The following is a 21,200-nucleotide window of genomic DNA, read 5'->3' on the forward strand; positions in this document are numbered from 1 at the left end:
CTGTCCGCCCCGGTAACAGTTGGGGCGGTTAGGGTTGCCCAATGACTCTGGATGCCGCGCTCGCCTCGATCGCCGACGAGCGTTTCGTATCGCTCACCACCTTTCGCAAGACCGGCGAAGGCGTGCCGACGCCGGTGTGGATCGCCCGCGACGGCGACGCCCTGATCGTCACGACTCCTGACGGAACCGGCAAGGTGAAGCGGCTGCGCAACAACGACCGCGTCGAGCTGCGCCCATCCGACCGCATGGGCAAGGTTGCCTACGACGCACCGACCGTCGCCGCCCGAGCCGAGATCGTCGACACCGACGAGGCCCGCGCCAGCCAGGAACGCATCTTCTTGGCCAAGTACCGATTCGAATACCGCGTCTTCATGCTCATCGAACGCCTCGGCAAAAAAGGCAAGAAGAAGCGCGTGTGCCTGCGCATCACCGCGTGAGCGGCTTCTCTTTCGAGCTCGCCTACGCGGCGCTGCTCGCCGTGACAGGTGTCGCGGGAATCGTGCTGACGGTGCGACGTGCCATGCGCGAGCGCGGCCGCGAGCGCAGCGCACGACCCGACCGTATCGCCATCGCCGTTTTCCTCACCGCATGGCTGGCTGGACTGCTCTTCATGACGATGCGACCGAGCGCAGGAAAGGGCACGCTGCTCAACCTCGTGCCGCTGTCGTTCCAAGGCCCCGGCGCGGTCGTCGATGCGGTGCTCAACGTGGGGGTCTTCGTTCCGCTCGGGTTGCTGCTCGTGGCAGCGGGCATGCGCTTTCCTGTCACGCTGCTCATCGGCCTGCTGCTGTCTGTTGGCATCGAGCTGAGTCAGTACCTCGCCCAGCTCGGGCGCACCGCCGACGTCAACGACCTGCTCACGAACACAACGGGCACGGTGCTGGGGTGGGCCCTGGGCGCGGCGATCGTGCACATCAGGGGCCGAGTCGACAGTTAGCGCAATCCATCCGTCAGTTGACGCTCTTATCGGGTGATTTACGAGCGTTAGGCGACGGATGGATGCCCTTCGACAGGCTCAGGGGGCGAGGGCGGGGCTCACGGGGCGACGGCGAGCGCGTCGAGCACTGCTTCCACGTCGCGTTCGTCGTTCCACAGGTGGAACGCGACTCGCGCGCATCCGGCCCGGCCCGAAGCCACGATGCCGGCGGCGATCAACGCCTTGAGGTGCCGGCCATCGGCATCCGGCCACGTGACGATCGCCTGACCGCGCCGCGGAACGCCGAGTCCGTCGCACAGCGCATCGCCCAGCGCGACGTTGTGCGCGTGCACCTCCGCGAGGTCGAGCGAGGCGAAGAGCTCGATGGCGGGTTCAGCGCCCACCCACACCGGCCAAGCGGGCGACACGTCGAAGCTTCGGGCGTCGGCGGCGAGGTTCATGGTGGGGCCGTAGCACGACCCCCAGATGTCTTCGCCGGCATACCAGTTGGCCTGGATAGGCGAAAGCGTCTGCTGGTAGTCCTCGCTCAAGCTCATGAAGGCGGCTCCGCGCGGGGCGCACAGCCACTTGTAGGCGTGGCACACGGTGGCATCGAAGAGCGATGCGTCGACGGGCATCGCGCCCGCCGCCTGCGTGGTGTCGCACACGGTGAGCGCACCGTTCGCGCGCGCCGCCGTCACGATGGCATCGACGTCGGCGACCTTGCCCGACGCCGACTGCACGAGCGAGAAGGCCACGAGGTGGGTGGCCGGGGTGATGGATGCCGCGAGCGCCTCGAGCGCGACGTACCGCACCACGACACCCCGGCTCTGGGCCACCACGAACGGGAACACCATCGAGCTGAAGTCACCGTCGACGCAGAGCACTTCGGCCCCGTCGGGCACCGCGGCGGCCAACACGCTGACCATGGCGGAGGTCTGCGATCCGATGGCAACCCGGCTCGTATCGACGTTCATCATGCGGGCGAAGGATGCGCGGGTGCGATCGATCGTCGCGTCATATTTGGCGGGTGAGCAGAGCCCGGCAGCCCAGTCGGCCTGGTCGGCCTGCATCGCCTCGAGCGTTGCCGTGCCCGCCAGACCGAGCGAGCACGCGCCGAGATAGCGCCGGCCCCCTGTGAACTGGGCACGAGCCTCGGCGAGTGTTGTCATGCATCCAGACTGATCGCTCGCCAGCCATTCAACAACGGCAGCTTGATCATCCCTGACATAAGAGATGGTTATGCTTACGTCGTGACCTTCGTGCCCGCCTCCCGGTCGACCGTCGCCACTGACCTCGACTCCCAGACCCTGCGCGTGATCAGGGCGATCGCCGACCGCGGATCGATCACCGCCGCGGCCGCATCGCTCGGCTACAGCCAGCCCGCGATCAGCCAGAGCATCAAGCGCCTCGAAGACAAGCTGGGCATGCCCGTGCTCACTCGGGTCGCCCGCGGGGTCGAACTCACCGAGGCCGGAGAGGTGCTCGCCCGGCACGCCGCCACGGTGCTGCGCGCCATCGACTCGGCCGCCGACGAGCTCGCCGATCTGGCAGGCCTGCGCTCCGGACTGGTGCGCATCGCGGCCTTCCCGTCGGCTTCATCGACCGTTGTGCCGAGACTGCTCGGCGACATCACCGGACGGCATCCGGGAGTGCGCTTCAGCTATCTCGAAGCCGAACCGCCCGAGGCCGTTCAGGCGGTGCGCGATCACGCCGCCGACATCGCCCTCACCTTCAGCTACCCGGGCGACCCCGACGATCCGCACCGCGCGAGCGCGTCGGGCCTCGTCACCCTGCCGCTGTGGCGCGAGCAGATGCTGCTCGTGGTTCCGGATGCGCCGGGCCTGGGCGACGGCGCGATCGAGCTGGCGAGTCTCGCCGACTCGGGGTGGATTGCCGGCTGCCCGCGGTGCCGCGGGCACCTCGTCGAGCTGTGCGAGGCATCCGGATTCACCCCCGCCCTCGGCTACGAGACCGACAACGTGCAGGCCGTGCTGGCCATGGTCGCGGCGGGACTTGGCGTCGCGCTGATGCCCTCGCTCGCCCTCGCGACGACGCCTCTGCCAGCCGGGGTGACGACGAGGCCGCCGACCGCCGCCGACTACCGCACCGTGCATCTGGTGACAGCGCAGGGCTCGGCGGCCGTGCCCGCGATCGGCGCTACCATCGCTGCCATCCAGTCATTGGATGCCGCCGCCTGGGGCCTCGAGACGCAGTCGCGCTGACCACTCCTGCGCCGATCGAGTAGCGCTCGCTACTCGATCAGCGGAGCCCGTCGACCTGGTAGCGGCGCTCGATGCCCGCCGTCGCGCGGCCCCACTCGCTGTCGGCGACGCGCCGCTGGTGCGCCGCGAACGACTCCGCATCCTGAAACAGCTCGTCGACTTGCCACACCAACGGGTCGTGCGTGCGCGCAACCTCGAACGAGATGCAGCCCCGCTCCGCTCGGCTGAGCTCGGTGTGCAGGGGCAGGTTCTCTTCGACCACGCGAACCTGCTCGATCGTCTCACAGACGAGCTGACCGGTCAGACGCACAGAACTCATGGATCGAGCGTGGCACACGACGGCACTATTCTTGGCTGGCGTGACCGGAGATTCTGCTGTGACGCCGCCCCGCCGGAGGGCCGCCGTCGTCGTCAATCCTGCGAAGGTCTCGGTCGAGACACTGCGCGCCGCCGTCGCCGCCGAGGAGGCCCGCTCAGGCTGGTCCGCCTCGGAGTGGTTCGAGACGAGCGCCGCCGACGACGGCAGGTCGGCAGCGGAGGATGCAGTGCGGTCTGCGCCAGACCTCATCGTCGTGGCCGGAGGAGACGGAACGCTCCGGGCCGCAGCGGAGGCGCTGATCGGCAGCGGCATCCCGCTCGGGCTGGTGCCGTCGGGAACGGGAAATCTGTTCGCCCGCGAGCTGCACCTGCCCCTGAACGACCTGACGGCATCCATTGCCACGGCGTTTCGCGGGGTCGACCGCCCGGTCGACGCGGGTCTCGCGATTCTCGAACGAGAGGATGGGCGCGAGTCCCAGCATGCGTTCCTCGTGATGGCCGGCATCGGCCTCGACGCCCACATGGCCGGACACACCAACGAGCGCCTGAAGAAGCGCATCGGCTGGCTGGCGTACTCAGACCCGATCGCGCGCAGCATCTTCGGCAACAGGCAGTTCGACCTCAGCTACCGCCTCGACGACCGCGCAGAGGTCGCAACGCGTGCGCACACCGTGATCGTCGGCAACTCGGGCATGCTGACGGGCGGCCTTCTGCTGCTGCCGGCAGCGGTCATCGACGACGGGCGCCTCGACGCCGTGATCTTCCGCCCGGGACGTGGTTCGGGCTGGACCAACATCGGCTATCGTCTCGCCTTCAACCGGATGCTGCACCGCACGCGGTTCGGCCGCCTGGTCGCCAGCCTCACCCCCAAACCGCGCGCGATCCGCTGGGCCCAGGCGTCGGAGATGCGCGTGCGTTTTTCCGATGCCCAGGAGATCCAGCTCGATGGCGACACCCACGGCCCTGTCATGGCAGCGTCGCTCTCGGTGCGGCACCACGGACTCGTCGTCAGGGTGCCTCGCGCGGCCGGTGCGACCGAGCGTGACTGACTAGAAGACGTACTCCAGAATGTCGGTTCCGAGGGTGCGCATGCCCTCGAGCACGGCGAGGCGGCCCGTGAGATCGGCGTCGTTGAAACGCATCGTCACCGCATAGGCCACCGAGCCGCTGGGCCCGCGCAGAACGCCGGCCTCGCTGCGCACGCCTACGTCGGTGCCCGTCTTGTTCGTGAGCAGCAGGCCGTGATCGCTCGTGCGGTGCGCCAGGGGGTCGAGGCCGAAAGCACTGGCGACCATCGACAGATCGGAGCCGAGGGCGAGCCATTCCATGACCTGCTGGCTCGTGGCGACGTTCACGACCTCGCCGCGCGAGAGGCCTGCGAACAGCGTTGCCAGCTCGCGTGCCGATCCGACGGAGAGCTGGGGCGCGTCATCCGGACCGCGGTAGTCGCGCACAGTGTCGAGCAGAAAGGTGCGGGTGAGGCCGAGCGATTCGCCGCGTGCTCGCACGGCGTCGAGACCGACTCGGCGGATGAGCACGTTGGTCGCCAGGTTGTCGCTGGTCGCGCCGACGAGCGCCGCGACGTCGCCGACCGGAAGCGCCGGCACCTGCAGGTGCTGCCACAGACCCGAATCGGCCACCGAATCCTGGGCCGTGCGATTCAGGATGCCGTGGGCCGACTTGTCGCCGGCGCTCAGCCGGGCCGCGATCTCGATGAGCAAGAGAACCTTGCCGATCGACGCCGTGGGAACGGAGAGGTGATCGTCGACAGAGAACAGCAGCCGATCGGTCTTCACGTCGATGACGCAGGCCGTGATCTGAACCCCGGAGAGGGCAAGCTGAGTGAGACTGGCGAACCCTCTGCGAAAGGTGTCGTCTCCTGCGGTGCTAGCCCCTGATCGCGCGCGCCGGGCCGTGGGCGCATCCGGAGTGTCGCCCCGCCTGTTGCGTCGCCTGGTGGACTCCGCCATACCGTCCCCACATCTCCCGAAACACTCTCCGCACGCTCGGATGGCTCGAATCTCGTCTTCGGATCGAGCGAATCTCGCGTGAGGGATAACGGGTATCGTGCCACATTCACCTGTGATCGGCCATCGAGTCAGCTGTCTGTAGTGAGAGCGCACGCCTCGATCTCGGTGGGAGGGCTCTGAGAGAATCGATCCATGTCCGATCCCCGTGAGCCCTCCGACCCCGACTCCACCGAGAAGACCCCCGCGACGCCCGGCGAGCCTGCGCCGAGCATGCCTCCGTTTCCCTCTGCGCCGCCGGCTCCACCAGTTCCGCCAGCGCCGACTTACGGCGCGCCATCGGTCTACGGAACCCCGGCATCCACAAGCTCTTCAGCCCCACCCCCGGTCTACGGGCCGAGGCCGACGCCCGCCGGCGCACCACCCTCCGGCCAACTGCCGTACACGAATCCCTACGCACCCGGCCAGATTCCGCCGAGCAGAGGCGGTTGGATGGGCATCGTCAGTCTCATCCTCGGTGGCCTGGCCCTGCTCGTCTGCTGGGTGCCATTCCTCAACGTCGTGACGGTCTTCGGTGCGATCGGCGGCCTGGTGCTCGGCCTCATCGCACTCTTCCGCAAGTTCGGCTCCCGTGCGCTGTCGCTCACCGGCACGATCGTGTCGGCGGTCGCCTTCATTCTGAGCGTGGTCCTCATCGTGATCTACACGGTCTCGTTCGTGTCGGCGATCGATTCGGCTCCCGACTACGACGACAACCCGTCGACGTCGAAGCCGTACAGCGATCCGTCCGAGACGGATTCGCCCGATGACGAGTCGTACCCCGGCGATCCGACGGCGGTTCCTGGAGACCCCACGCCCTCAGCGGGCGCCACGGTCTGCGCCGCCGGAACAGCGATCGGATTCGGCAAGGCAGGAATCTTCACCTACGACGACGAGAATCAGGCCGAGGTCACTATCAGCGACGTCAAGCTCAATGCCACAGACGAGATGCTTAACGCGTACTCGTTCAATGACACCCCGCCCGACGGGTATCAGTACGCGATCTTCTCCCTGACGATCAAGCAGCTGGGCGCCGATGAGTTTCCGGCAGGCGCGACCCGCGCCATCTTCTCGGGGGTCGCAGACGATATCGCGTCGTCTGCGGACATCGCCGTGCCGCCAGAGCCACAGTTGATCTTTGCTCCCGACCTCATGCCCGGCGAGTCCGTCACCGGAAACATTGCCGTCTACGTTCCCACCTCGGGTGCAGAAACTGGCTCGCTTCTGCTCCGCAACTATCTCGCCGACAACGTCTGCGAGATGAAGGTCGGGTAGCTTCCCCTCGTGCCGTTTGGGCCGGCTCTTCTTCTGCCCTGAAGAGCTGGTCAGCGACCGGTTGGCCCCAAGAGTGGATGTCGGTGGCTGCTGATTGAATTCAGTCATGATCTCGACGACTCAGGCTTCGCGCCACTCGGCTGCACTCGAGTCGCTGCGCGCCGAGGTCGACGCCATCGTCGAGGCCGACCGAGAAGTGGCGCGCATCCACGCCCGCCGAGCCGAACGCATCCATCGTGCTCGGCAACTCGCTCTCGAACTCTCGCCCGACGATCAATCGACGGGCGGCCCCAAGTGGTCTCGCACGCAGGTCGCCGAGCGGCAACTTGCCACCGAGCTGGCCGTCGAGCTGCGAGTCACCGAGAACGAGGCTCGTCGACTCATGAGCACGGGCGAGGGTCTGGCCAAGTCGTTCACCACGACGCTGGCTGCGCTGTCGAACGGGCAGTTCAGCTATAGGCACGCTCACATCATCGTGCGCTTCGGTGCCGCGCTTCCCGCGGAGGCGCAGGCAGAGTTCGAACAGCGCATGCTCCACGACGCCGGTGATCTCACCGTCGTGCAACTCGAGAATCTTGCGAGGCGCCTCACCGAAGAGGTGCAACACGAAACGGCGGTCGAGCGCTTCGAGAGAGCCGCGGCGTCACGCTACTTCGCGCGAGATAACGCGCCCGACGGCATGGCCTATCTCACGCACTACCTGCCCGCCGTCGAGGCCGTGGCTATCGAGGGCATGGCCAACAGCATCGCCAACTCGGCGCGCAACGCCGGCGACCCGCGCACCCTCACGCAGCTTCGCGCCGATGCGATCAGCGATCTCATCCTCGGCGGCAGCAGTTCCATTCCAGGAGTTGCCGCAGGCATCCGGCCGAAGGTCGCAGTCACCGTGCCCGCGCTCAACCTGCTCGGCCACGACACCGAGCCCGCCACGCTCGAAGGCTACGGCCCGATCGACGAGCACACGGCAGAGCACCTCGTCGCCTCCGCTCCGAGCTTTCTTCGAGTGCTCACCGACCCGGTGACCGGCAGCCTTCTCGCCGAGGGCCAGAAGCGCTATCGGCCGGGCGCAGTGCTCCACGACTTCGTCAAGTTACTGCACCGCAGCTGCCGTTTTCCGCAGTGCACGCGGCCGGCGGGCGACAGCGATACAGACCACACCCACGATCACGGGCTGGGTGGCGAGACCTACATTCTCAACCTGGCGCCACTCTGCCCGACGCATCACCGAGTCAAGCACCATACGAGCTGGTCGGTGAAGCAGCTCGCCGACCACGTTCTCGAATGGACCTCACCTCTCGGTCACGTCACACGAACATCGCCACCGGTGCGAATGCGGCCGGCACCTGCCGACATTGTCGATCAGCATCCACCCGGCGACGACGATCCCCCGCCGTTCTAGAAACGGGCCGACGCCAGAACCCGGCCGGTCGCAGAACATCTCGCACACCTTCAGCAACTGCGTGTAGATTACACACATGTCCAACAGATCTCTGAACTACGTCGTCATCGTGTCTCTCACAGCCCTGCCCTCATGGCTCAGGCTGAGCCGCACAGCGCGCGCCGACGTCATCGCGACAGAAGTAGAGCCAGCAATGGCCGCGCACCCCGAGTGCCGAATCCGCTGGATCGACGCCGAGAGCCTGACCGCCCTGTGCAGCGACGTCATGCTCGTCGAGACGACCGATCTACGAAACTGGAACCACCTCTGGGAACGCCTCCGCGACAGCAGCCTGTTCGCCGAACCCTACTTCGAGCTCGTCAGCATCGTGCCCGGAATCGAAGACGGCTACGCCGACTACGAAGCCGAGGCGGCGTTGCACCATGCCTGACGACGCCAACCTCGCCGAGACCGTCGGCGCCGTGCGCGCACCCCTGTCACAGATGCTCCTCCGCAGGTTCCGTTCGCGAATCTACGAACGACTGCAGTCCGGCGTTGAGGTTCCCGTGCGCGACGGAACCTACCCGATTCTGACAACACTTGCTTCCGGAGAAGCCCGATCGACCGACATCGCCGAGCGGGCCGGGGTCGACCGCACGACGGCGAGTCGACAGCTCGCCTCTCTCATCGCGGCCGGTCTTGTGGATCAGCGGACCGACAACAACGACCGGCGCAACTCGCTGCTGGCCCTCACACCGCGAGGAGTCGCCACAGCAGACCGAATCTCCGACAACGCCGACGACATGTTGGAGCAAGCCTTGGCGGACTGGAGCCTATCCGACCGTGAGGCCCTAGCCCGCCTGCTGCCACGCCTGCTCAGTGCTCTCGACGCCTGAGTGCAGACCTACCAGATCGTGACGCGCTCCTCGGGAGCCAGCCAGAGAGCATCCGACTCGGTCACGTCGAATGCGCCATAGAACTCATCGATGTTGCGCACGATCTGGTTGCAGCGGAACTCGTTGGGCGAGTGCGGGTCGATCGAGAGCAGACGAATGACCTCCTCATCGCGCGACTTCTGCTGCCAGGCCTGCGCCCACGACAAGAAGAAGCGCTGCACGCCGGTAAGCCCGTCGATCACCGGCGGCTCCTGGCCGTCGAGCGAAAGAAGGTACGCGTCCCACGCGATGCTCAGGCCGCCCAGATCGCCGATGTTCTCGCCGATCGTCAGCGCGCCGTTCACGTGCTGGTCGGGAACCTGCGCGGGAGCGAGTGCGTTGTACTGATCGATGAGCGACGAAGTGCGCTTCTCGAACGCCTCGCGGTCGGCCTCCGTCCACCAGTCGGTGAGGCGGCCGTCGCCGTCGAAGCGCGAGCCCTGGTCGTCGAATCCGTGCCCGATCTCGTGGCCGATGACCGCGCCGATCGCGCCATAGTTCGCCGCGGCATCCCGGCTCTCGTCGAAGAACGGGTACTGCAGGATGGCGGCCGGAAAGACGATCTCGTTGAAGCCGGGGTTGTAATAGGCGTTGATGGTCTGCGGCGTCATGAACCACTCGTCGCGGTCGAGCGGCTTGCCGATCTTGCCCAGCTCGCGCTGGAACTCGAACTCGCTGGTCGCCCTGATATTGCCAGCGAGGTCGCCGGCGTCGATGACGAGACTGGAGTAGTCCCTCCATTTCACCGGGAAGCCGATCTTGGGCGTGAACTTGTCGAGCTTGTCGAGTGCCCGCTCGCGCGTGGCGGGCGTCATCCACTCGAGGTCGGTGATGGATGCCCGATACGCCTCGATGAGATTGGCGACCAGCACATCCATGGCCGCCTTGGCCGTCGGCGGAAAGTGGCGGTCGACGTAGATGCGTCCGACAGCCTCGCCCATAGCGCCCTCGACGAGAGAAACGCCGCGCTTCCAGCGGGCACGCATGGTCGGCGTTCCCGTGAGGGTGCGGCCGTAGAAGTCGAAGTTCTCGTTCACGAATGCGGCCGGCAGATAGGCAGCAGCGCCATGCACGACCTGCCACGACAGCCAGTCGCGCCAGGCATCGAGCCGGTCTTCGGTGAGCAGCTCGGCGATGCCCGACACGAACGACGGCTCACGCACGACGAGCTCGTCGAAGACGCCCTCGGGCGCGCCGAGCGCGGTGCGCCACAGCTCGAGGTCGACAGACGGGGCCGACGCCGTGAAGTCGCTCCAGCTGACGAGGTTGTATGTGGCATGCGCATCGCGGGTGCGCACGTTGTCCCAGTGCGTGGCGGCGATCGCCGTCTCGAGGTCGAAGACGCGCTGGGCGCGGGCCGCGGGCTCCGAGAGACCCGCGAGCGCCAGCATCCGCTCGATGTGACCGAGGTAGGCGGTGCGGATGTCGGCGAACTTCTCTTCGCGGAAGTAGCTCTCGTCGGGCAGCGAAATGCCGCCCTGCTCGAGAAACACGAGGTAGCGCTCGGGGTTGCCCGGGTCGTTGTCGACGAACAGACGGAAGAAGCCGCCCACGCCCTGCCGCTCGAGGTGCGCGGCCGTCTCGAGCAGCTCGCGCACGCTCGAAAGACGCGCGACGTCAGCGAGCTGCGCCTCGATCGGAGTGGTACCCAGCTCTTCGACGCGCTCCTCGTCGAGGAAGCTCGCGTAGAGGTCGCCGAAGGTGCGCTCCTCGGTGCCGGGCTCCGCGCCCTGCGCCTCGATGATGATGTCGCGCACGGCCTTCTCGGCCTCTTCGTGCAGCTGGTAGAACGAGCCGTCGCGGGCGCGGTCGTCAGGGATGACCGTTCGGGCGATCCACTTGCCGTTGACGTACCTGAAAAGGTCGTCCTGGGGGCGGATGGAGGGGTCGAGTTCGTTCAGATCGATGCCGGAAGTCGTCATCCCTCCAGACTACCGATGGGTGCTGCCACGCTCGATTGTCGCGGCGATTTCATTGACTTCGTCGAGGGTGCCGGATGCGATGGCCACGATCAACTCGTAGGCTTCGTCGTTCGTCCACGTGAGCCGACGCCCGTTCATTCCGAGAAATGCGATCAGCGCAGACAGGCTGAGGCGTTTGTTGCCATCAACGAGTCCATGATTTCTAGCGAGCGAGTGCACAAGGGCAGCAGCCTTGAGTGGCAGCGTCGGGTAGGCGTCCTGCCCGAAGGCACTGGCCTGCGGACGCGCCAGAGCCGACTCGAGCAAGCCATGGTCACGAATCAGAACGTCGGGGCCGATCGCACGCTCGGCAACATAAAGCAGTTCGTCGAGGCGGAGATAGATCACTTGCCGAGGCGTTCGAGCGCCTCGGCGTAACGAGGCAGCTCTGCATCGAGCACGTTCTCGAGCAGATCGCGTCGACTGTGATTCTCGACGTATTCGCGTACGGCCTGCTTCGCCACGTCTTGCATCGAGCGCGACTCGAATGCCGCGCGCCGACGGAGAGCGTCGGCTTCGTCGTCTGAGAGTCGGAGGGTCATGGGCATGCAATTACGGTATCACCGGTGACACCATGGCGCGACAGGTGCTCCGACTCAGGAAAAGCCTGATTCCGGCGTGCGACGGTGGCGGCTAAAGCAGGTTTCTCCTGAATACGAGCGCGCCCTACGCTTGCAACCGTGAAGGCTCTGGATCGCGACATTCTGCGCCTCGCCGTTCCCGCCCTCGGAGCCCTCGTCGCCGAGCCGCTGTTTCTGCTCACCGACACCGCCCTCGTCGGGCACCTCGGCGAGACCCCGCTCGCCGGCCTCAGCATCGCGAGCGCCCTGCTGCAGACGGCGATCGGCCTGCTGATCTTTCTCGCCTACGCCACAACACCCGCAGTTGCGCGCCGGCTCGGCGCCGGCGACAGACCCGGCGCTATCCGAGCCGGCATCGACGGCCTATGGCTCGCGCTGCTGCTCGGAATCGTGCTCGTCGCGGTCGGCATTGTCGCCGCCCGGCCTCTTGTTCAGCTCTTCGGCGCAACCGCCGCGGTCGAGGAGCAGGCGGTCATCTACCTCACCGTCTCGCTGGCCGGACTCCCTGCGATGCTGCTGGTGATCGCGGCCACGGGGTTGCTGCGCGGGCTGCAGGATACGAAGACTCCGCTTGTCGTCGCGGTCAGCGGCTTCGCGGCGAACGCCGGGCTCAATGCGCTCTTCATCTACGGCTTCGGCGCGGGCATCGCCGGCTCCGCCGCGGGCACGGTCGTGGCCCAGTGGGCCATGGCCGCCGTGTATCTCGTGATCGCCGTGCGGGCATCGCGCAGCAACGGCGTCAGCTTGCGGCCCGGACTCGCGGGAGTGACCGGTGCCGCGGCATCCGGCGGCTGGCTGTTTCTGCGCACCGCAAGCCTGCGGGCGGCCCTGCTGGCGACGGTCGTCGTCGCATCCGATCTCGGGGTCGTCGAGCTGGCGACCTTCCAGATCGCGTCGACGCTGTTCTTCACTCTGGCGTTCATCCTCGATGCCCTCGCGATCGCGGGGCAGGCGCTGGTCGGCCACGGCCTCGGGGCCGAGGATGCGCCGCGCGTGCGAGGCGTGATGCGCCGGCTCGTGTGGTGGGGCATCGGGGCGGGCGTCGTGCTCGGGTTGGGACTCGCCGCGCTCTCGCCGGTGCTCGGCCCGGTCTTCTCCTCGAGCCGCGACGTGCAGCAGGCGCTCCTCGTGGTCGTGCTGGTGATGGCGATCGGAGTTCCGCTCGCCGGCTACGTCTTCGTTCTCGACGGGGTGCTGATCGGCGCGGGCGACGCCCGCTACCTCGCCCTCGCCGGGCTCGGCACGGTGGTGATCTACGCGCCGCTGCTCATCGGGGTCTGGATGTTCGGCCCCGACGGCACCGCCGGTCTCGTCTGGCTGTGGCTGGCCTTCGGCTTCGGCTATATGAGCGCCCGCGCCCTGACGCTGGGCCTGCGCGCCCGGGGAACTGCTTGGATGCGAACCGGCGGTTAGGCTGAGCTTCCACATCTTGGAGGTCACCACATGCCGCATCTGCTCGTCACCGGCGGCGCCGGGTTCATCGGCAGCGAGATCGTGCGCCAGGCGCTGGATGCCGGCTACGCCGTGCGCATCCTCGATTCGCTGCGGGCCGACGTTCACGAAACGGCCCCCGCACTCGACGAGCGTGCGGAGTTCGTATTCGGCGACGTGCGCGATGAGGAGACTGTGACGCGCTCGCTCGAGGGCATCGACGCCGTGTGCCACCAGGCAGGCAAGGTGGGGCTCGGAGTGGACTTCTACGACGCCCCCGACTACGTCTCATCGAACGAACTGGGCACCGCGGTGCTGCTGTCGGCCATGACCCGCGCGGGCATCGATCGCTTCGTCGTGGCTTCGTCGATGGTGGTCTACGGAGAAGGCAGCTACCGCAATGAGGCCGGCGAGAACGTGAGGCCGCCCGCCCGCGCGGTCGCCGACCTCGAGGCCGGCCGCTTCGAGCCACTCGACCCTGCCAGCCAAACCGCGCTCATTCCCGAGCTCATTGCCGAGAACGCGCCGCTCGATCCGCGCAACGTCTACGCGTCGACGAAGCTGGGCCAGGAGCACCTCGCCGCATCGTGGGCGCGTTCGGCCGGCGGACGGGCCATCGCGTTGCGCTATCACAACGTCTACGGGCCGGGCATGCCGCAGAACACCCCCTACGCCGGAGTCGCCTCCCTGTTCCGCTCGGCGCTCGCCCGCGGCGAGGCTCCACGAGTCTTCGAAGACGGTGCTCAGCGGCGGGACTTCGTGCACGTGAGCGACGTGGCGGCGGCGAACCTCGCGGCCCTCGACGCGACGGCCTCCGTCGAGTCGTCATCGTTCGCGGCCTACAACGTGGGCAGCGGCGTCGTGCACACCATCGGCGACATGGCCGCCGCGATCGCCCGTGCGTCCAACGGCGCCGAGCCCGTCGTCACGGGCGAGTTCCGGCTCGGCGACGTGCGGCACATCACCGCGTCGAGCGAGAAGATCGCCCGCGAGCTCGGCTGGCGCGCAGCCGTCGACTTCGACGACGGGATGGCCGAGTTCGCCACGGCCCCCTTGCGCGCGGCCGCATCGTGACCGACGCCGCGCTCGTCGACGTCGTACTGCCCTGCCTTAACGAGGCCGAGGCACTGCCCTGGGTGTTGTCGCGCCTGCCCGAGGGTTACCGCGCGATCGTGGTCGACAACGGCTCGACGGATGCCTCGGCCGACATCGCGCGCGCGGCCGGCGCCACGGTGGTCGCCGAGTCGCGGCGAGGCTTCGGGGCCGCAGCCCACGCTGGGCTGCTCTCCGCCACCGCGCCGATCGTGGCGTTCTGCGACGCCGACGCATCCATGGACCCGGCCCAGCTGCCGACCCTCGTCGAGCGGATCACGGCCGACCGAGCCGACCTCGTGCTCGGCCGCCGCATCCCGACCACGGCAGGGGCCTGGCCCCTGCACGCGCGCTTCGCTAACCGCGCTCTCTCATTTCTCATCAAGCGCCGGGCACACATCGCGATCAAGGATCTCGGGCCCATGCGAGCGGCTCGCCGCGAAGGCCTGCTGTCTCTCGACTTGCAGGATCGCCGAAGCGGCTATCCCCTCGAAATGCTGCTGAAGGCATCCGCCGCCGGCTGGCGCATTCAGGAACTCGACACTCCCTACAGCCCGCGCGTCGGCCGCTCGAAAGTCACCGGCACGATCCGCGGCACCTACATCGCCGTCAAGGACATGTCGAAGCTGCTGCGCGAGGTGAAGAGCGCAGGCTGATGCAGTGCTCAGCATCCGCTCGTTTGTACCCCATAGTCGGCGTCAGCCGCCTAGAACGAAGTTCGAGATGAGTCTGAGCGAGAGTCCCAACACGGCGAGGAGACCGATCGCCCCGAACAGGTTCTGCCACCATCTATTGCGCAGCGCACCCATCAGGCTCTTGTGATTGGCCATGACGACAATCAGCGCCGCGAGCAGCGGAGCAACAAGAATCGTGAGGGCTTGTGCCGTCACGATCAATTGCACGGGAGCGGCCTGGAAGAGCACGGTGATGATCAGGCCGAAAGCCAGAATGCCACCACTGATGAGCTTCTGCGTGCCCGAGGTGCGCGTGCCTTCGCCGCGGCGGTTGAGGGCGTCGGAGAGCATCGTGCCGCCGGCTGTCGAGTTCGCAATCATGGCCGAGAAGGCCGCGCCGGTGAAGCCGATGGCGAAGATCGCAGTGCCGACCGGTCCGGCGAGGGGCTCGAAAATACTGCCGAGCTGAGCCATCGTGGTGGCCGCCTGACCGGTGGCGCCGATCACCGAGGCAGCGACGACTATAACGAGCGCGGTCATGATGCCGGGCGCCACAATGCCGGGAATGGTGTCGACCATGGTGATGTCGCGGTAGTCCGCCGCGCTGCGGGCTCGCTCCTTCGTGCCGTACGAAGTGTAGAACGCGGCGTTGATGGAGAAGTTCGTTCCGACGAGGGCGATCACGAGCAACCAGGCGTCACTCGGAACGCTGGGAACGAGCCCGGATGCCGCAGCCGCCCAGTCGGGATTCGCGATGAACGCGGTGGTCACGAAGGCAATGGCCATGATGGCAACCATCGCGATGAGCACCTTCTCGATCACTCGATAGACGTTCTTGACCAGAAGGATCGAGGCGACCAGAAGCGTGCAGATGATCGTCCACATCACCGGAGATCCGCCGAAGAGCATCGAGGCGCCGAGTCCGACTCCCACGGCGTTGCCAACGGAGAAGCAGAGAGTCACGAGAAAGACGCCGAATCCCGCGACCACTCCCACGGTCTTGCCGAGATGATCTTTGATCGACTGGATCAGTGAAACGGGCGAGACGATACCGAGTCGCACGCTCATGTCGGTCAGGAAGATCATCAGGATGGTCGACACGACGATCACCCAGATCAGGGTGTACTGATAGCCGCTTCTCGCCTGCACGGCAGTCGCGAGGTTGCCGGGGCCGAACTGCCACGCGCCGGCGACGAACGCTGGGCCGATGAGGGCGAGCTGCTGCCAGAACGACCGCCGCTTGCGGCGGGAGTCGACGATGGCCTGCACCGAACTGGTGGAGAGGCGGCCGAAGCCGGTGCCGGGGGTGCGGGAGCTGGATCGGGTTCTCGTACGCTCACTCATAGCGAGCCTCCTTCTGCGGGCACATCGTCCCGCCGCTAGTCTTCATTGACTCTGGGCCCACGACAACGGTGTCGAGGCCCCGTGGCCGCGGCTGTGCGGCCGGCCGCCCGTGCGGCCGTGATGATGGCGATTCAGGACGCCTCCCGGTGTCCCCGGGGGCGATGCCGGGCGCGGCTCCGCGAACGGGCCGCGCCCGGCGGTGGGATCAGACGGTGACACCAACCTTCTCGATTCCGGCCGACTCAAAGGCGGCGAAGATCTCGGCGTCGGCGCCCGGCGCGAGCGGCAGCAATGGGGTGCGCACCGTCGCGTGGTCGAGGATTCCGCGGTGCACGAGACCCCATTTCAGCGCCACGGTGCCTTCCATGTGCGAGCCGCGGTGGTAGACATTCTTCGTCACCGGCAGCAGGCGCTCATGGATGGCGTGGGCCGCGTCGTAGTCGTGGGCCCTGCCCGCTGCGATGAGATCCACGAGCAGTTCGGGCGCGATGTTGCCGTAGCCCACGAGCAGTCCGTCGACGTCGAACATCGTTGGCAACAGGTACTCGTCGTGACAGGAGAGGATCTGCAGATCGGGGTACGCCGCGCGCAAGGCCGGAATCTCCGTGTACCAGCGCTTCATGTTGCGCACACCGTTCTTGGTGGCGAACACGCCCTCCTGACCTGCGATCTCCAGCTGCGTGTCGAGGTTGTACGTGGCCTTCGTGTTGTCGGGGTACTGGAACAGGATGAGGGGCAGCCCGCTCTCCTCATAGATGTCGGCATAACGGGTCTGGGGCGCGCCATCCTGGTAACCGAAGCGCAGCCATCCGTGCGACGGGTACACGAGCCCGGCGGATGCGCCGGCATCCACGGCTCGCTTGGCCTCGAGGGCGGCGACCTTGTTGCCCTCACCGGTGATGCCGGCGACGATCGGGATGCGCGAATCAACCGCCTCGCGGAAGGCCGTGATGACGGCGAGTTGCTCATCCTGAGTGAGGAAGGTGCCTTCACCGGCGTGGCCGAGAACCGTGAGGCTTTTCACGCCCTCGATGGAGCCGAGCCAGGAACCGAGCCGCTGAATGGCGTCGAAGTCGACGGTGCCGTCGGTGGTGAAAGGGGTAACGGGGGCGGGGTTGAGTCCGCGGAGGTCGAGCGTCATGGCTTCCTCATCTCTCTTCGTTGAGTGGGTATGCAATCGTTCTTAGGAACGTTTGCACGCTACGCTCGTTGCGACGTAGTGTCAAGCAATGAGATTCGGAAACCGAGCACAGCCCGGTACTATCGGAGGCGGCGGTCCGGGCCGCCGCTAAGTTCGCGAGGACGACGATGAGCCAGGAATTCACGCGGGGCGCCACGCTCAAAGACGTGGCCGAGAAGGCCGCCGTCAGCATCTCGACCGCGTCTCGGTTGCTCGACGACCGGCATGCCTCGAAGACCACGGAGACGGCACGTCGTGTGCGCGAAGCCGCCGCCCTGCTCGGATACCGCCGCGACTACGCAGCCTCCAGCCTCCGCCGCACCGGCACCAGCACCATCGGCGTTCTCGTACCCCGACTCTCGGATGCGGTCATGGGCATCTTCTACGAGGAGATCGCCCGGGAGTGCGAGCGCCGCGACCTCTCGGCCCTCGTCGCGACAACCGGCGACGATCCTCACCGCTTGCGGCTGGCCGCCCAGTCGCTACTCTCCCGCAAGGTCGATGGCCTGGTGCTCACCACGGCGCGAACCGATGACGACTTCATCGCCGAACTGCGCTCGGCCGGCGTGCCCCACGTTCTGGCACTGCGCACCGACGGCATCAGCCCAAGCGCCACAACAGACGACGAGCTCGGCGGATACCTGGCCATCCGGCATCTGGCCGACCTCGGTCATCGCCGTGTGGGCATCGTGGCCGGGCCCACCTACGCCTCGAGCGCGACGATGCGCCTCGCCGGGGCACGGCGCGGAATGCTCGAGTCGGGGCTCGACATCGACGAGGAGCTCTTCGCCGGCAATGGATTCTCGGTGGAGGCAGGCGAGGAGGCAGCGGGCCGGCTGCTCGGGCTGCCTCGTCCGCCAACCGCTTTGTTCGCGTTCACCGACCACTCGGCCATCGGCGCGATGACTGCTGCAGCCCGCCGCGGTCTGAACACGCCGGGCGACGTGTCGATTGTGGGCTACAACGATATTCCGCTCGCACGCCACCTGCCCACGTCTCTCAGCAGCGTGCGCGTTTCACTCGATCTCATCGCACAGGGCGCGGTCCGTCTGCTGCTCGACGCAGAAGAGGGGTCGCGGGTATTCCCGCCCACGATGATCCCCCGCCAATCAAGCGCGCGCATCCGACCGGTCTAACCCGCCGAGGTCGATCACTGTGCGATGGCTCGCGCGGGCCTCGAGGAGCTACGGTGCGCCTTCGCGTTAGATGCGGAGTGAGATGATGAGCCACATGAATCGCCCCGGGGAGAGCCTCACGTCGAGCGATGTGCGTGACCACAACCTCGGGCTCGTCCTCGCCTCGCTCGAGAAGGTGGGATCGGCGTCTCGCACGGAGCTTGCCGAGACGACGGGGCTCGTGCGCGGGGCGGTTACCGCGCTCGTCGCCGAATTGATCGAGCTTGGTCTCGTACGAACGTCGTCCGTCGCATCGCAGCTCGTCGAGGCAACACCCGCCCCCCGGGTCGGAGCTGGGCGCCCACAGGAGAAGCTGGAGCTCGACGGTTCGCGGCTTGCTCTCCTCGGCCTGCAGTTCACGTCCGACAGGATCCATCTGCATGTCGTGGATCTTGCAGGTCGCAGCCTGCTCCGACGAGACCTCGCATTCAGAGCGCCCTATGGTGACCCCGGAGCACTGGTGACCACTCTCGTGGAGCAGATCGAGGAGGCCTATGCCGCGGCGATCGTCGGCTCGCCGACCATCATCCAGTGGGTCTTCGCGGTGCCGGCTCCCGTCCTGACGTCGACGGGAGTGATCCCTATCGCGATCGATTTCGGGTGGCGCGATGTGGACTTTGCAGCACTGATTTCCGACCGGATCGAGGTGCCGCGCCTCGGGATACGTGTCGTCAATGATGCGAACGCCGCGACGTACGGCGAATTCAATTCTTTGTGGCGCAACCCGAATACGGCAGGGGTCACCGATGTGATCTATCTCAAGTCGGATATCGGCATCGGGGGAGGCGCGATCGTGGCCGGATCGGTTCTTTTGGGGGCGAACGGCTTCGCGTTCGAACCGGGTCATGTCTCGGTCGTGCCGGATGGCGTGGAGTGTGAGTGCGGCAGGCGTGGATGCCTCGTGACCGTCGCCGGCCCGGAGCGAATCGTCAGCCTCGCGGGGCTGGACACGTACGCCGCGGCCAACGGTCTCGAGGCAGCGTTGCAGGAGGTTGTGCGCCGATTCCGCGCCTCTGAGTCGACAGCCGTCGCCGCGATAGAAGAGGCGCTCAAGTGGTTGCGCCTGGTCCTCGAGAACCTGGTCATGCTGTTCGAGCCGCAGTACATCGTTCTCGGCGGCTACCTCGCCGAGCTGGTCGACGAGTTCTCCGAATTTCCCGTGCCGATGAGCGCTGCGTCGTTAGGCGCGCTCGGCGCGCTCGACGGAGCGATTCTCCAAGCCAGGCATTCCCTCCTTTCCTCACCTGGACCGCTTCGCGCGGCCTGATTCAGATAATTACTTCGTGGGTTGAAGTATTGAGGATGCTCCTCTAGAGTTGCGTCACGACGCCGGGGTCGGTGTCGGTCTTTGCGCTCAAGGAGGAGCTCATGTCACATCCTGTCGACGACACAAATCAGCCCGTTCCGTTCGCGACACCCGACGGAAAGACCGTCTACTCTGTCTCGGACGAGGCGCCGTTCACTGAATCGACCGGCATCTCACAGGGCGTCACCGGAGCGGCGCGAAGCCGTCTCGTGGCGTCCATGCTGGTGGGGAACATCTTCCTCTTCGCCACCTACGCGGGTGTGATCGTCATTCTGCTCCCGCAGCAGATGGCCGATCTCGATCCCGTGAACAAGGTCGCGAACCTTGCTATCGTCACGGCGACATCGTCGTTCTTCACTCTCTTCGCGCAGCCTCTGGTGGGGGCATTCTCCGACCGCACACGTACTCGTCTCGGCCGGCGCGCTCCGTGGTTACTCGTGGGCGGTGTCGGTGGCGGTGTGCTCACGATCGTGCTCCAGTTCGCCCCCGGTGTCTTCTGGGTGACTGGCGTCTGGGTTCTGGCGCAGGTGCTGCTCAACGCCTTCCAGGGGCCGCTCTCGGCCATCATTGCCGACCGGATCGCATCTGACGGGCGCGCGACGGCGTCTGCCTTCGCCGGAGTCGGTACAGCGGTCGGCGGAACTCTCGGAATCATCGTCGCTGGCCAGCTGCTGGCGTTCATCGGAGTCGGATACTGGATCTTCGGCCTCGGTGTGATCGTCGTGGCTGTCGCCTTCGTTCTCGTCAACCGAGACCGCTCGTCGTTGTCGCTGCCTGTCTCGCCGTTTCGGTGGGGTGCGTTCGCCAAGAGTTTCTGGGTGAGCCCGCGTAAGCACCCGGACTACGCGTGGGCCTTCGCTGGTCGATTCGTGATGATCCTCGGCTACCAGGGTGTGCAGGCCTACCAGTTCTACATCCTCACCGACCACCTCGGCCTCGCACCGCAGGAGGCGGGCGGCGTCGCGGGCATCCTGTCGATCTGCTCGATGATCACGCTCGTCGTCGGCACGCTTGTGTTCGGTCGGCTGTCGGACAAGCTCAGTCGTCGAAAGGTGTTCGTCTTCGCCGCGAGCGTCATCATGGCGCTCGGTATCGCGATCCCGCTCTTCGTTCCGACCGTTCCGGCGATGATCGCCTACTCGCTCATCGTCGGAATCGGCTACGGCGCCTATCTCGCCGTCGATGTCGCGCTGATGATCGACGTCCTCCCCTCCGCCGGTGACGCGGGAAAGGACCTGGGAACATTGAACGTGGCGACCAACATCCCGCAGGCGATCACCCCGGTTGTCGCTGCGACCCTGCTGTCGCTGACCGGCGGCAACTATGGCGCGATCTTCGGCTTCGCCGCCGCAATGGTCCTGCTCTCCTCGTTCCTCGTCTTCCCGATCCGCTCGGTCAAGTAA

General features: G+C 66.7%; 22 protein-coding genes. 14 read left to right on the forward strand and 8 right to left on the reverse strand.

All coding sequences use genetic code 11. The features are described 5' to 3' along the window. Positions 1–41 precede the first annotated feature (41 nt). Both TZ00_RS08055 and TZ00_RS08060 read left to right on the forward strand, forming a co-directional pair. On the forward strand, positions 42–437 hold the full coding sequence (locus tag TZ00_RS08055) for a PPOX class F420-dependent oxidoreductase (RefSeq protein WP_044440740.1): 396 nt from the start codon (positions 42–44) through the stop codon (positions 435–437). Beyond that, on the forward strand, positions 434–937 hold the full coding sequence (locus tag TZ00_RS08060) for a VanZ family protein (protein ID WP_152631117.1): 504 nt from the start codon (positions 434–436) through the stop codon (positions 935–937). The genes TZ00_RS08055 and TZ00_RS08060 overlap by 4 nt, the downstream gene beginning before the upstream one ends. 98 nt (positions 938–1,035) lie before the next feature. Here the strand turns inward: TZ00_RS08060 and TZ00_RS08065 are convergent, their stop codons facing one another. Beyond that, positions 1,036–2,088 (reverse strand): aminotransferase class V-fold PLP-dependent enzyme, encoded by a 1,053-nt coding sequence (locus TZ00_RS08065; protein ID WP_044440742.1) that lies wholly within the window; start codon positions 2,086–2,088, stop codon positions 1,036–1,038. An 81-nt stretch (positions 2,089–2,169) separates the two neighbouring features. On the opposite strand from TZ00_RS08065, the gene TZ00_RS08070 reads away from it, so the two are divergent. Further along, the gene (locus tag TZ00_RS08070; protein WP_238579622.1) at positions 2,170–3,141 is read left to right on the forward strand and encodes a LysR family transcriptional regulator; all 972 of its coding nucleotides are present in this window, start codon (positions 2,170–2,172) and stop codon (positions 3,139–3,141) included. A gap of 37 nt (positions 3,142–3,178) precedes the next feature. Here the strand turns inward: TZ00_RS08070 and TZ00_RS08075 are convergent, their stop codons facing one another. Then, complete coding sequence (locus TZ00_RS08075; RefSeq protein WP_044440743.1) at positions 3,179–3,460, reverse strand: putative quinol monooxygenase; 282 nt, start codon at positions 3,458–3,460, stop codon at positions 3,179–3,181. Positions 3,461–3,500: 40 nt separating this feature from the next. On the opposite strand from TZ00_RS08075, the gene TZ00_RS08080 reads away from it, so the two are divergent. Further along, positions 3,501–4,508 carry a diacylglycerol/lipid kinase family protein gene (locus TZ00_RS08080; RefSeq protein ID WP_238579623.1) on the forward strand — a complete coding sequence of 336 codons (1,008 nt, stop codon included), beginning with the start codon at positions 3,501–3,503 and terminating at the stop codon, positions 4,506–4,508. On the opposite strand, the gene TZ00_RS08085 is transcribed toward TZ00_RS08080, so the two are convergent. Further along, positions 4,509–5,429 carry a serine hydrolase gene (locus tag TZ00_RS08085; RefSeq protein WP_044440744.1) on the reverse strand — a complete coding sequence of 307 codons (921 nt, stop codon included), beginning with the start codon at positions 5,427–5,429 and terminating at the stop codon, positions 4,509–4,511. It lies immediately after the preceding gene. Between the two features lie 192 nt (positions 5,430–5,621). Here TZ00_RS08085 and TZ00_RS08090 point away from each other — a divergent pair, with 192 nt between their 5' ends. The 4 genes from TZ00_RS08090 (at position 5,622) to TZ00_RS08105 (ending at position 9,014) form a co-directional block, all read left to right on the forward strand. After that, positions 5,622–6,740, forward strand: coding sequence for a DUF308 domain-containing protein (locus TZ00_RS08090; protein WP_152631118.1), 1,119 nt, complete (start codon positions 5,622–5,624; stop codon positions 6,738–6,740). Between the two features lie 106 nt (positions 6,741–6,846). After that, positions 6,847–8,139 (forward strand): HNH endonuclease signature motif containing protein, encoded by a 1,293-nt coding sequence (locus TZ00_RS18795; RefSeq protein ID WP_052521401.1) that lies wholly within the window; start codon positions 6,847–6,849, stop codon positions 8,137–8,139. 76 nt (positions 8,140–8,215) lie between these two features. Then, the gene (locus TZ00_RS08100) at positions 8,216–8,569 is read left to right on the forward strand and encodes a darcynin family protein (RefSeq protein WP_044440746.1); all 354 of its coding nucleotides are present in this window, start codon (positions 8,216–8,218) and stop codon (positions 8,567–8,569) included. Further along, positions 8,562–9,014, forward strand: a complete 453-nt coding sequence (locus tag TZ00_RS08105) for a MarR family winged helix-turn-helix transcriptional regulator (RefSeq protein WP_052521402.1) — start codon at positions 8,562–8,564, stop codon at positions 9,012–9,014. Before TZ00_RS08100 ends, TZ00_RS08105 begins: the two co-directional genes overlap by 8 nt. 8 nt (positions 9,015–9,022) lie before the next feature. Here the strand turns inward: TZ00_RS08105 and TZ00_RS08110 are convergent, their stop codons facing one another. The 3 genes from TZ00_RS08110 to TZ00_RS08120 are packed head-to-tail and all read right to left on the reverse strand — an operon-like array spanning position 9,023 to position 11,562. Further along, the gene (locus tag TZ00_RS08110) at positions 9,023–10,975 is read right to left on the reverse strand and encodes a M13 family metallopeptidase (protein ID WP_044440747.1); all 1,953 of its coding nucleotides are present in this window, start codon (positions 10,973–10,975) and stop codon (positions 9,023–9,025) included. Between the two features lie 9 nt (positions 10,976–10,984). Beyond that, complete coding sequence (locus TZ00_RS08115; protein WP_044440749.1) at positions 10,985–11,362, reverse strand: type II toxin-antitoxin system death-on-curing family toxin; 378 nt, start codon at positions 11,360–11,362, stop codon at positions 10,985–10,987. Further along, complete coding sequence (locus TZ00_RS08120; RefSeq protein ID WP_174436065.1) at positions 11,359–11,562, reverse strand: ribbon-helix-helix domain-containing protein; 204 nt, start codon at positions 11,560–11,562, stop codon at positions 11,359–11,361. The genes TZ00_RS08115 and TZ00_RS08120 overlap by 4 nt, the downstream gene beginning before the upstream one ends. 132 nt (positions 11,563–11,694) lie before the next feature. On the opposite strand from TZ00_RS08120, the gene TZ00_RS08125 reads away from it, so the two are divergent. From TZ00_RS08125 to TZ00_RS08135, 3 genes are read left to right on the forward strand one after another with little or no spacing between them, the layout of a single operon-like run. Continuing rightward, positions 11,695–13,008, forward strand: coding sequence for an MATE family efflux transporter (locus TZ00_RS08125; RefSeq protein WP_238579624.1), 1,314 nt, complete (start codon positions 11,695–11,697; stop codon positions 13,006–13,008). 30 nt (positions 13,009–13,038) lie between these two features. Next, positions 13,039–14,100 (forward strand): NAD-dependent epimerase/dehydratase family protein, encoded by a 1,062-nt coding sequence (locus TZ00_RS08130; protein WP_044440753.1) that lies wholly within the window; start codon positions 13,039–13,041, stop codon positions 14,098–14,100. After that, positions 14,097–14,774, forward strand: coding sequence for a glycosyltransferase family 2 protein (locus TZ00_RS08135; protein WP_052521403.1), 678 nt, complete (start codon positions 14,097–14,099; stop codon positions 14,772–14,774). Before TZ00_RS08130 ends, TZ00_RS08135 begins: the two co-directional genes overlap by 4 nt. A gap of 42 nt (positions 14,775–14,816) precedes the next feature. On the opposite strand, the gene TZ00_RS08140 is transcribed toward TZ00_RS08135, so the two are convergent. Both TZ00_RS08140 and TZ00_RS08145 read right to left on the reverse strand, forming a co-directional pair. Beyond that, complete coding sequence (locus TZ00_RS08140) at positions 14,817–16,136, reverse strand: Nramp family divalent metal transporter (protein ID WP_084605990.1); 1,320 nt, start codon at positions 16,134–16,136, stop codon at positions 14,817–14,819. Between the two features lie 205 nt (positions 16,137–16,341). Beyond that, positions 16,342–17,277: a dihydrodipicolinate synthase family protein gene (locus tag TZ00_RS08145; protein ID WP_044440755.1), complete on the reverse strand. Its 936-nt coding sequence runs from the start codon at positions 17,275–17,277 to the stop codon at positions 16,342–16,344. A 167-nt stretch (positions 17,278–17,444) separates the two neighbouring features. On the opposite strand from TZ00_RS08145, the gene TZ00_RS08150 reads away from it, so the two are divergent. From TZ00_RS08150 to TZ00_RS08160, 3 genes are all read left to right on the forward strand, one after another. Continuing rightward, on the forward strand, positions 17,445–18,452 hold the full coding sequence (locus TZ00_RS08150; protein WP_044440756.1) for a LacI family DNA-binding transcriptional regulator: 1,008 nt from the start codon (positions 17,445–17,447) through the stop codon (positions 18,450–18,452). A gap of 94 nt (positions 18,453–18,546) precedes the next feature. Continuing rightward, positions 18,547–19,758 (forward strand): ROK family transcriptional regulator, encoded by a 1,212-nt coding sequence (locus TZ00_RS18800; RefSeq protein WP_052521404.1) that lies wholly within the window; start codon positions 18,547–18,549, stop codon positions 19,756–19,758. A 101-nt stretch (positions 19,759–19,859) separates the two neighbouring features. After that, a complete protein-coding gene (locus tag TZ00_RS08160) occupies positions 19,860–21,200 on the forward strand; it encodes an MFS transporter (protein WP_152631119.1) in 1,341 nt (446 codons plus the stop codon).

The organism is Agreia bicolorata (assembly GCF_000938265.1).
Taxonomy (GTDB): domain Bacteria; phylum Actinomycetota; class Actinomycetes; order Actinomycetales; family Microbacteriaceae; genus Agreia; species Agreia bicolorata.